The sequence below is a fragment of the Blautia difficilis genome (assembly GCF_014297245.1).
GTDB lineage: Bacteria > Bacillota > Clostridia > Lachnospirales > Lachnospiraceae > Blautia_A > Blautia_A difficilis.
In genome coordinates, this window is the sequence record NZ_JACOQG010000047.1 from 1 (window position 1) to 10,830 (window position 10,830).

Here is a 10,830-nt window from a genome sequence, read left to right on the forward strand (position 1 = left end):
ATATGATAGTTTGTTTTTTAGCCTGTACTATGTCAGGACATGCATATTGTCCAGTTGATATTTCAATGCCAGAAGAACGTGTAAATAAGATTTTGAGACAGACTCGGAGTTCTTTTGTATTTGCTGTAGAAAATTATTCAACAAATGTGACTAAAGTTGTATCCTTTTCAGAAATTGAGCAAATTTGTAATGTTGAACTAAATAGTGTTCCTAATATAAGTAATACATGTGTTAATGGTTGTCATACTTACTACATTATTTTTACATCAGGAAGTACTGGTGAGCCTAAAGGGGTAGAAATAACAGCTGATGATCTTGATAATTTTTTAGCTTGGTCTTCGACACTTGGGGCTGAAGCAAAATATGGATTAAACACGAATTTTCTCAATCAGGCTCCATTTTCATTTGACTTATCTGTTATGGATTTGTATACAAGCTTGTATTGTGGTTGTACTCTTTATATGATGGAAAAAAATATACAGAAGCAATTAGCTGCTATTACGCCGTTTATAAAAGAAAATGGAATTAATGCGATAGTAAGTACTCCATCATTTGTAAATATGTGTTTGCTTGATAAGGGCTTTTCTGCAGACAATATTCCTACAATCGAAAGTTTTTTCTTTTGTGGTGAAACACTCACAAATAAGACTGCAAGTAAATTAATAAAGCGTTTTCCGAATGTGGTGATTCAAAATACCTATGGTCCCACAGAGTCAACTGTAGCTGTAAGTGATGTAAGAATTACTAAGGATATAATAGATGAGTTTGATCCGCTTCCAGTTGGCAGAGCTAAATTAGGAACTAGTTTTATTATCTCTGATAATGAAAAGCGAGAAGAGGATGGACATTTAATTGGAGAAATACTGATAACTGGAGATACTCTTGCAAAGGGCTATTTCAAACGTGAGGATTTGACTAATAAATCTTTTATAAATTGTCAGTATCAAGGAAAAAAGGTGCGAGCTTATAGGACTGGTGATCTTGGATACATTGAGAATGAACAGCTTTTTTATTGTGGGAGAATAGACTTACAGATAAAACTGAATGGCTATCGAATTGAATTAGGAGATATAGAAAGCTGTATACTTAAGCAGAATTTTGTTGAGAATTGTGTAGTTATTCCGAGAATGAATAATGGGAAAGTAAAAGCACTTGTAGGTGTGGTTGTTCTTTCTGATAAAGATCAGGATGAAACCAAAGCAAAAGAAAAAATTAAGGAAGCACTTTATAAACAGTTACCAAGTTATATGGTTCCACAGCAATATGAGTTTATTGATGCAATTCCGATGACAAATAACGGGAAAATTGACAGAAAAAAAATAGAAATATTAATTGATGCAGAGTAAGGAGATAATTAGGATGAAAAAAGTTGAAGATAAAATACTTGATTTATTGGTAGATATTTGTGGAACAAAGAAAGTAAAAAAAAATTTACAGTTAGATCTGATTCAAGAAGGTTATTTGGATTCAATGGGAGTAGTATCTCTTCTTTCTGAAATTGAGGAAGAGTTTGAGGTTGAAATTCCTCTTGAAACATTTAATCCCGATGATTTTTGTACGGCCGAAAAAATAATAAAGTATATAAAGTTAAGCGTTGAATAAAAAGCAGCAGGAGATTGAACAAATGCTCGAAACAATAATGGAGCAATCTGGAAAGGCAGAAGTGCTCCTTCGAAAAATGGCTACTGTAGCGAAACCTATAAAGAAGAAATTAAGGAAAGCAATAAAAGGTAATTTAAAAAGTGAAATTGCGATTCAACGTAATGATGAGAAAATTGCTCTTCTTAGGAATAAACTTCAGAATTGTGGAATTAAAGAAGGAGATATTGTTTTAGTTCATTCGTCTCTTGATGGCCTTAGAAGTCTTGGAATATCAACGGAAGAACTGATTGATTTTATTTTGAATGTATTTGAACATAATACTGTTGTTTTTGCTACTTATCCTATTGAGCCATTAAGAAAAAAAGAGGTATATAAGTATGATCCTAAAAAGACATTGTGTTGGACTGGAATGTTACCAAATGTATTTTTAAAAAGAGATGGTGTGATTCGTTCACAGTTTCCATATAATACACTGGCAGCAAAAGGAGTTTTTGCGTCCGATATGATGGAAAATAATTTAGAAGCTGAGTATCCTCATGGAGTTAATACACCATGGGAATTTTGTCGTCAGCATCATGCAAAAATTCTTTTTCTTGGGACAACTTCGAGAGAAGCTAATACTATGGCTATTCATATGGTACCAGATGTAATGGGAAAAGCGTGGCCTGTTAAGAATTGGTATGAAGAGAGAAAATATAGGATTTTTTTGGGAGAATCAACAATTGAAAAAAGCATTAAGATTCAGAAAGAAGACTGGTATCAATATGTTAACGAATATAGAACAGACCGTATATTGAAAGATAATAATTACTTAATCAATATGCAAGTAGATGATATTCCCGTGGAAATTGTTTTAGATTGCTATGAGATGATGGAATTCCTGATTGGTAGATGTAAGCAGGGAGAATTAATGTATACAATACCCAAAAAATATTTAAAATAATGGAGGGCAACGTGAGGATTGTAGTAAACGACATAGCCGCAAGCGAGGGCGGAGCAATTTCAATTTTAAAATCATTGTATCAGTATATCTTGGAAGCTGATGATATAAATGAATGGTTCTTTTTACTTAGCGGTATGTATATAAAAGAAACGAAAAATGTTCATGTTCTACTTTTCAAAAAAGAAAAGAAAAGTAGAATACGAAGGTTAATGTTTGATAATGTTTATGGTGGAAAAATAATTAACGATTTAAATCCAGATGTTGTTTTTTATTTGCAAAATACTTTAGTTAAAGGAGTTAAGGCAAAACAGGTAATGTATATGGATCAGTCTATTCCTTTTCAAAATGTATACAATTTCAGCTTTTTTGATAAAGAACAAAGACCGTATGCTGTTTATCAATATTTAATTGGAAAGTTAATAAAATCCGCATGTAGGAATTCAGATAAAATAATAGTACAAACAAAGTGGATAAGAGACGCAATAGCTGAAAAATGTAATATTAAAAAAGAAAAAATAGTTATTATTCCACCAGAAATTATTAGGGTGCCGTTTTTTTCAGATGAAAATGAGTTTGATAAAAAATGCTTCTTTTATCCTGCTAGTGGAGCATATTACAAAAATCACATTTGTATTAGTAAGGCTATGGATATTTTGGAAAATGAAGGAATTAATGATATTTGTGTTGGTGTAACGATAGATAAGAATAATAAATTAAATAATAAGATAAAATTTTATGGAAAAATGGATCATAAGGATGTAATGAGACATTTAAAAAAAAGTACTTTATTATTTCCTTCTTACATTGAAACCTATGGGTTGCCGTTGGTGGAAGCAAGAATGTTGGAAACAATAATTCTTGCAGCTGATACCAGTTTTTCACATGAATTGTTGGATGGGTACGATAATGCCTATTTTTTTGATCCATTTATTCCAGAGAGCCTTTCTAGACTTATGAAAAAAATTAGATTAGGAGAAATATCTAAAAAGAAAATAACAAATGAGATTCCTATTCATATCAACTCATGGAAACTAGTAGTGGATTCCTTGGAAAAGTGATAAGAAACATATATTAATAAAACAAAAGAGGCTCAAGAAATGAATGATACAGTTTCTAAGGGGAGATTTGCAAAATATGAAATTGAAGAGAATCCAAGTAACACTGATTAGTGCGATTTTAATACGATTAGTCGTATTAATGATCATTGTTCTGTGTGCAGACAGAATACCTGCATTCGGCTTAAGCGGAAATAACCCATATAACGATGACTATAGGTATGAACAGGGAGGAGTACTCTATTCTCAGTCAGCAGAACATATAATAGATAAAACTGTATTTAGGAATACCTTTGATTCATTTGGAGATTGGGTAGGTCATCAAAATTGGATTGCTGGAACACCTTTATGGTATTGGATTAGCTGCATTGCTATATATATTACAAAATGCAGATGGGTACTACGATTCATCAATATTTTATTTTTTACTTTAACAATATGGTGCGTGTATGAGATTGTAAGAATAGTGCACTCAGAGAAAAGTGCGATGATTGCTGCTAAATGTTTATCATACTTGCCATATTTTGTTATTTTTCCTTGTTTTTCGTATAAAGATTGTATGGTATCGTTCTTTACATTTTATATTTTGTTGCAGGCAGTCCGAAAGAAACACTTAGAAAGATTCAAATTTGGCTTTTCAACAATATTGCTAACAATATTGTCTGCTGTAGGAATACTCTCTACAAGGGGTGGATTATCAGTAATATTTTTGGTACTGGCTGTGATATATGTATATGCTGGAATAATAAAAGAGCATATGAACGCAAAACACATTTTTGCAATAATAATGCTATGCATAGTTGGAGCTATCATTATATATCGGAGTTATGGCGCTATTTTGCTTAAATTCAAGGCATATATATCAGAATCAGATATCACTGCTGATATGGGGCTAGGACGATATCTGAAGGTGAACAAAATCAGTGATATATGGAAACTTCCTCTATCTTTCTTTGCTTCATGTATTTTACCAATAGGGTTACCACAGAGAGTTTCTACATGGATAGATATTGTTCGGATAGGAAATTATGCAATGTTACCTATTGCAGTTGGGGCATTATTTTATATAGCACTTTACAAGAAAAAGGATGGAGATCTGTTTCGAGTGTGCGGAGGATATTATTTAATTACAATTATATCAAGCATACTAATATATAGGCATATTTTTAGTTTGCTACCAATTCCGATAATGGCATTTTCAATTTTTTGGGAAAAGGCTAATAGCAAAAATAAAATAATAGTAATGTGTCTTTCTGCCGCCGCAATGTCGGCGTTGATATTTATTTGAGAAGGAATGGGGAACACTTTATGAAATATAGAGTTAAACATACAATGGTGCGTTTGTGCATGTTTTTTATGAAGATTATTTGGATTTTTCCTATTAAAGAAAAGGTTGTGCTGTTTTCGAGCTTTAATGGTACGCAATATTCGGATAGTCCTAAATATCTATCTGAATATATAAATAATACATACAAGGATCATGACGTTTATTGGGTAATTGATGATGTAAATAAAATCCCAAGAAATCTAGGATATCATATTATCAATAAAAGAAATAAACTTATGTATTTCTTTTATATGTGCTGCGCAAAAACCATTATTGTAAATGACATGATGGAGTCGTACATACCCATTAGAAAAGGGCAAATAGTACTTAATACGTGGCATGGTGGAGGCGCATTAAAACCTACAGGAATGCTTGAAAAAAACGTTGATCCCAATGAAAGTTTGTTTTACATAAATCAGCGAAAGAAATATACGGCATTTTTGTCAAGTTCTGAATTAATAACTACACTGCAGTTAAAGCAGTCATTCCTATATGATAAGCTAATTCTTCCAACAGGTCTTCCTCGAAATGATATATTGCTGAATAATCATGAGGAGGCTATTGATAAGGTCTATCAATATTATGGACTAAAAAGAACACCCGATGTGTCGTTGGTGTTATATGCGCCTACTTATAGGGGGAAAGTCGCAGATGTACTATTTCTGCCGAAGGAGCAGATGCTTTCTGTAGAGGATACAAAACAGTACTTAGAAAGAAAATTTAAAAAAAAATTTATTTTTCTCTTTAGGGGTCATCATGCAATGCATCATACATTAAGAGAAAAGGAATTGATAGATGCAACATCATATCCCGATATGCAAGAATTGTTGTGCGCAGCAGATGTGCTTATTACAGATTATTCTTCATGTGGACACGATTTTTCACTCATGCATAAGCCAGTATTCTCTTATATACCCGATGTCGAGACATATCTTACTAGTAGGGGATTTATGCGAGATATTAGAAGCCTTCCATTTCAGTATGCCTTGGATATGAATGGGCTGAAAAATAGAATTATGGAATATGATGAAGAAAAGTACTGTTTAGAATTAGAAAAATACTTTTCAGATATAGGAAATTATGATGACGGAAATGCAATTAAAAAAACTTGTTCTTGGTTAGAGTCAAAATGGAACAAATAACTTGTGCACTTATCAATGATAGAATTTTAAAGTTGGAGGAAGACAAATGGTCGTTGCTTTGCTGACAGCTGCTGGTTCTGGTACGAGAATGGGGCAGGATATCCCAAAACAATTTATTCATGTTGACAACAAACCGCTTATTATATATACGATGGAAGCTTTTCAGAATCATCCTAGTATTGATGCGATTATTGTTGTCACGTTACCCGCATGGAAAGAAGTTGTAAGTGCTTATGCCGGACAGTTTAATATTACAAAATTAAAATGGATTGTTTCAGGCGGTGAAACGGGACAAGAGTCAATTTACAACGCACTGTGCAAATTGAAGAATGAAATCGATGCAGATGATATTGTTATGGTTCACGATGGAAATAGATGTCTAGTTTCTGCGGAAATTATTTCGAATAGCTTGGCAGTATATCAACAGCATGGCTCTGCTGTGGCTGCAATTCCTTGTGTTGAGGCTGTTTTTAGAAGTGTTGATGGAGGAAACACCTCAAGAGAATCAATACCAAGAGAAAGTTTATTTCGAACACAGACGCCACATACATATCAGCTCAAAAAGCTGCTATGGGCACACGAAAAGGCGAAAGAACTTAATATCAAAAATACAGCTGCATCGTGCACATTAATGCAGGAATTAGGAGAAACAGTGTATTTTTCACGTGGCTCTGAAGAAAATCTAAAAATTACAACTGTTGACGATATGATGATTTTTAAAGCTTTACACAGTGTGAAGAAAGATAGTTGGTTAAAATGATGTATCGAAATGATAGTTATCGTTTTGAACCGCAAAAAGTTACATATTCTATTGCCAACTGATTTGCGAAAATGGAGGAAAAAGATTATATTGCGAGAAGCATTTGAATTTGAAAGCCGAGTTTTACAAAGTTGAAAATGCATCATTGAACGTCGATAAACTGGAGAGATCGCGTTGGAATGCTTGCTTTCGCTTAAAGCAGGAGTACAGCATACAGTATTACAAATGAAGGAAGTGATTGATTCTAATGAAAAATAAAACGGGCACAAGATATGCAGAACTTTTTGAAAACACTGTTATAATAGCAATTGGCAGTTTTTCATCAAAGGTTTTGGTGTTCTTCCTTGTACCATTATACACAAGCGTATTGAGTTCTTCTGAGTATGGGTTTTATGATCTCATATATACAAGTTTGCAGTTAGCAGTTCCTATTTTATCACTTAATGTATCGGAAAGTGTATTCCGATTTACCGTAAGCGCAAAATCGGAAACAAAAAAGATAGTTTCGTTTACCACAAAATGCTGTGTCTATAGTATACTTCCAGCTTTTATGGTTTTATCTGCTTTTGCAGCACTTGGTATTTCTGATTGGATAAGAGAATACTCTGTATACATATTGATTTTTTACATTAGCTACATGTTTAATCAGTATATGATACAGTTGGCTAAAGGGATTGATAAAATAAAAAAGATGACGATTTCCGGCGTTATTGGCACTGTATTCATGGTGGGTGGAAATGTCATTTTCCTATTAGTGATAAAAAATGGACTGAGAGGCTTTTTTGTAGCAAATATACTTGGACAACTGATTCCGGCAGTATATCTTTTCTTTTCGATGCATTTTTGGAAAATGTTTTCCTTAACTGGAAATGTAGATAAAGATTTAAAAAAAATGATATTAAAGTATTCAGCCCCACTTATACTAACCAACATAGGTTGGTGGATTAATAATGCGTCAGATAGATATATTATTACTTGGGGGATTGGGATTGATGCTGCTGGAATTCTATCTGTTGCATATAAAATCCCAAGTATTATAGCCGTGGTTTATGGGTTGTTCATTCAAGCTTGGCAGATTTCAGCAACTAAAGAATATGAAAAAAGCAATAGTGGCTCGTTCTATAAAAATATATTTATTTCATTAAATATATTTTTATATTATATGATTTCACTTTTTTTGCTTTTTACAAAACCGATAGCGTCGATTATGTTTGCTGAAGATTTCTATTCTGCATGGATTTTTGTGCCTTTTTTACTGTTAAGTAGCTATTTCTCTGCTTCTGCAGGATTCATTGCACCGATACTTACAGCTCGGTATGATACGAAAACCGTCGCTTATTCAACGATTACTGGAGGAGTTGTAAATATATTACTAAATATAATTCTTATGTTTTGGATTGGAACTATGGGAGTTACAATCGCTACAGCTTTTTCAAGTTTTATCATTTTTGCTGTACGCTATTATTCGGCGAGAGATGTAATTAGTGGTGTGAATTTGAGAAGAGTTTTGGCTCTTTGGTTAGCTATATTAATACAGGTTGTATTAGAAATTAACAGTGTCTATTTTTTCCAATTTGTTCCGGTTGTTGTAGTAAGTGTACTCTTCAGAAAAAACCTGATTGAATATATACGAGTGCTTAAGCTTACAATAAACAAAAGATTAAAAATGAATTGAGTAATTAACCGAAAATATTTGCAGAACATAAATGAAGTTATCTATTGGAGGAATAAATATGTCGATTTTTAAAGACAAAACGCTTATATACAGACATCGGTGAAATCCGCATCTTCTCCCGTGACGAAAAGAAACAGGACGATATTCGCCGTGAGTTTCAGGCAAAGATGCCGGAAGTAGCGGACAAGATCAAATTTTACATAGGAGATGTAAGAGACCTTTCGTCCGTAAAGGGAGCGATGCACAGTGTGGACTATATCTTTCACGCAGCTGCTTTAAAGCAGCTTCCATCCTGCGAGTTCTTTCCGATGGAAGCCGTCCGCACCAATGTTATCGGAACAGATATTGGATATGCTGATGGTTTTTGGAGAAGTAATTGGAAGAAGCCTTATGCGATTCTAGTAAACGGCAAACTGTCTCTAATAACTGGGCATGTTTGTATGGAACAGATGATGGTTGATGTTTCAAATATTGAATGTGAGCTAGAGCGTGTTTGAAAAATGCTCTTCGCAAGATGTGCGTCACAATTTGTGGAAGATTTTGTCCGGATGAGGGCATCGTAGCGGGCTACGGCAACCGAATTCGGGCAAAATATACCGCAAAGTGGGGCGTGCAGATTGTGGGAATGATTTTTCAAACACGCTCTAGGAGATGTGATTACGATTTGGGAAAGCGATAAAAACTGCTCTGCAGATAAAATCGTTGCAATCAATGGCAGTATTAACTATGAAGTTGTATGCACGGTTGGAGAAAGAGTACCGCGAATTTATTATCAAAGCAAAAAGTTTGTTGGATATAGTGATATGGTCGAAGGATACTTCATGGAAGACCTTGTTGCTGAACCTTCAATAAGATAAGGATAAATGGTTAAAGTAAGGAAGGCGATTAGATGCTGTATGATTCTATATTATGGATTGATGATATCAATAGAGTAATGGCAACAATTCCAGAATTGAAGGAGCTAGAAGGAAATACGGTATTCATTACGGGAGCAAGCGGTCTGATTGGCTCAGCCGTTATTGATCTTTTATTAAGATATAATGAATTGCACGACAGTAGCATAAAAATATTTGTTGCCGGAAGATCATATTCGAAAATGCATAGCCGGTTTGGTGAGCGTATGGAAAATATGACCTTTGTAGAATATGATGCGTCAAAGCATAATGATTTTTATTTTAAGGCAGATTATATTATTCATGCTGCAAGCAATGCGTCTCCAGACACGTATACAAAAGAACCTGTGGAGACGATGAGTAGCAATTTCCTTGGAATGAAGGAACTTTTAGATTATGCAAACAATGTAAAATCCAAGCGGATACTTTATGTTTCCAGCTCCGAAGTATACGGCAAGAAAGATACAGAAGGAGCATTCTTGGAAAATCAGTATGGGTATGTAGATGTCCTTAATTCGAGAAGTTCATATCCGATAGGAAAACGCGCAGCTGAAACACTGTGTATTTCATATTCGGATGAATTTCGGGGGGGAGTAGAAGTCGTTATTGTAAGACCCGGTCACATATATGGTCCAACCGCATTAAGAGGAGATAAACGTATAGCTTCAGCGTGGGCATTTGATGTGGCATGTGGTCGTGATATCGTCATGAAAAGTGATGGTAAGCAAATACGGAGCTACTGTTATTGCCTAGACTGCGCATCGGCAATTATTAAAGTCCTGATGTGCGGAGAAAAGAATAATGCGTATAACATATCAAATCCGGATTCAGTTATCTCAATCGCAGAACTTGCAGAGATACTGACGGATGTAGGGAAATGTAAGCTGATAAGATCAGCACCGTCCGATGAAGAAAAGAAGAGCTTTAATCCAATGAATAATTCATCATTAAACAGTGAAAAACTTTTGAGTTTGGGCTGGCATGGATTATTCAATGCAAGAACAGGCATCGAGCACACAGTGAGGATTATACGCGATTCTGAAGATATAAGATAAATCTCTTCTGATAGGTGGATCTATAACAGATAAGGAGACCGGCTATGAAAAGTCAAGTATAAATTAGCCAGAAATTTATTTTTCTGTTTCGGGTGAAAAAAGGGTAACTTTAATAAAGCTCCCTAAAAGCTCTTTTTCAAAACCTATCGATTATGGTATACAGCCCTCTTATTCGAGGTTAAATTCTACTTCGTCAGTGAGCATCTTCCAGATGACTCTGACAAGTTTGCCGGCACAGTGAACCACAAGGGTCAGACTCCAATGTGGTCAACTTAAGCCCAGAATGGTTGAATTTTCAGCATTCTGGGCTTATATTCTGGATTTTTTTATATAAATATCTTGACATATCCCCCTAAATATGTGGTTTATAGATTAAGC

The 10,830-nt window shown here is 34.3% G+C and carries 11 protein-coding genes and 3 pseudogenes; 13 read left to right on the top strand and 1 reads right to left on the bottom strand.

Going from position 1 to position 10,830, the window contains the following annotated elements; all coding sequences use genetic code 11:
• The 10 genes and pseudogenes from dltA to H8Z82_RS18110 all read left to right on the top strand — a co-directional run.
• Positions 1-1,346 (top strand): D-alanine--poly(phosphoribitol) ligase subunit DltA (gene dltA, locus H8Z82_RS15880; RefSeq protein ID WP_186995664.1); only part of this gene is annotated, 1,346 nt, incomplete at its 5' end.
• Positions 1,347-1,359: 13 nt separating this feature from the next.
• On the top strand, positions 1,360-1,602 hold the full coding sequence (dltC, locus tag H8Z82_RS15885) for a D-alanine--poly(phosphoribitol) ligase subunit DltC (RefSeq protein WP_186995665.1): 243 nt from the start codon (positions 1,360-1,362) through the stop codon (positions 1,600-1,602).
• 22 nt (positions 1,603-1,624) lie between these two features.
• A complete protein-coding gene (locus H8Z82_RS15890) occupies positions 1,625-2,545 on the top strand; it encodes an AAC(3) family N-acetyltransferase (RefSeq protein WP_186995666.1) in 921 nt (306 codons plus the stop codon).
• Between the two features lie 11 nt (positions 2,546-2,556).
• Positions 2,557-3,603, top strand: coding sequence for a glycosyltransferase (locus H8Z82_RS15895; RefSeq protein WP_186995667.1), 1,047 nt, complete (start codon positions 2,557-2,559; stop codon positions 3,601-3,603).
• A gap of 76 nt (positions 3,604-3,679) precedes the next feature.
• A complete protein-coding gene (locus tag H8Z82_RS15900; RefSeq protein WP_186995668.1) occupies positions 3,680-4,888 on the top strand; it encodes a glycosyltransferase family 39 protein in 1,209 nt (402 codons plus the stop codon).
• Positions 4,889-4,956: 68 nt separating this feature from the next.
• A complete protein-coding gene (locus H8Z82_RS15905) occupies positions 4,957-6,069 on the top strand; it encodes a CDP-glycerol glycerophosphotransferase family protein (protein ID WP_186995669.1) in 1,113 nt (370 codons plus the stop codon).
• Positions 6,070-6,115: 46 nt separating this feature from the next.
• Positions 6,116-6,829, top strand: a complete 714-nt coding sequence (locus tag H8Z82_RS15910) for an IspD/TarI family cytidylyltransferase (protein WP_186995670.1) — start codon at positions 6,116-6,118, stop codon at positions 6,827-6,829.
• A 247-nt stretch (positions 6,830-7,076) separates the two neighbouring features.
• Positions 7,077-8,504: a lipopolysaccharide biosynthesis protein gene (locus tag H8Z82_RS15915; RefSeq protein ID WP_186995671.1), complete on the top strand. Its 1,428-nt coding sequence runs from the start codon at positions 7,077-7,079 to the stop codon at positions 8,502-8,504.
• 56 nt (positions 8,505-8,560) lie between these two features.
• Positions 8,561-8,848, top strand: a pseudogene (locus tag H8Z82_RS17810) (polysaccharide biosynthesis protein); the annotation flags it as partial.
• A complete protein-coding gene (locus tag H8Z82_RS18110) occupies positions 8,849-9,001 on the top strand; it encodes an alanine racemase C-terminal domain-containing protein (RefSeq protein ID WP_456298244.1) in 153 nt (50 codons plus the stop codon).
• Positions 9,002-9,030: 29 nt separating this feature from the next.
• On the opposite strand, the pseudogene H8Z82_RS18115 reads toward H8Z82_RS18110, so the two are convergent.
• Positions 9,031-9,081: pseudogene (locus H8Z82_RS18115) on the bottom strand (DUF6783 domain-containing protein); the annotation flags it as partial.
• On the opposite strand from H8Z82_RS18115, the pseudogene H8Z82_RS17975 reads away from it, so the two are divergent.
• From H8Z82_RS17975 to H8Z82_RS15930, 3 genes and pseudogenes are all read left to right on the top strand, one after another.
• Positions 9,058-9,183 (top strand): annotated as a pseudogene (locus H8Z82_RS17975) (DUF6783 domain-containing protein); the annotation flags it as partial. The pseudogenes H8Z82_RS18115 and H8Z82_RS17975 sit on opposite strands and share 24 nt — an antisense overlap.
• Positions 9,158-9,361: an alanine racemase C-terminal domain-containing protein gene (locus tag H8Z82_RS15925; RefSeq protein WP_186995672.1), complete on the top strand. Its 204-nt coding sequence runs from the start codon at positions 9,158-9,160 to the stop codon at positions 9,359-9,361. The pseudogene H8Z82_RS17975 and the gene H8Z82_RS15925, both read left to right, overlap by 26 nt.
• Positions 9,362-9,393: 32 nt before the next feature.
• On the top strand, positions 9,394-10,452 hold the full coding sequence (locus H8Z82_RS15930; protein WP_186995673.1) for an NAD-dependent epimerase/dehydratase family protein: 1,059 nt from the start codon (positions 9,394-9,396) through the stop codon (positions 10,450-10,452).
• Positions 10,453-10,830: the final 378 nt, after the last annotated feature.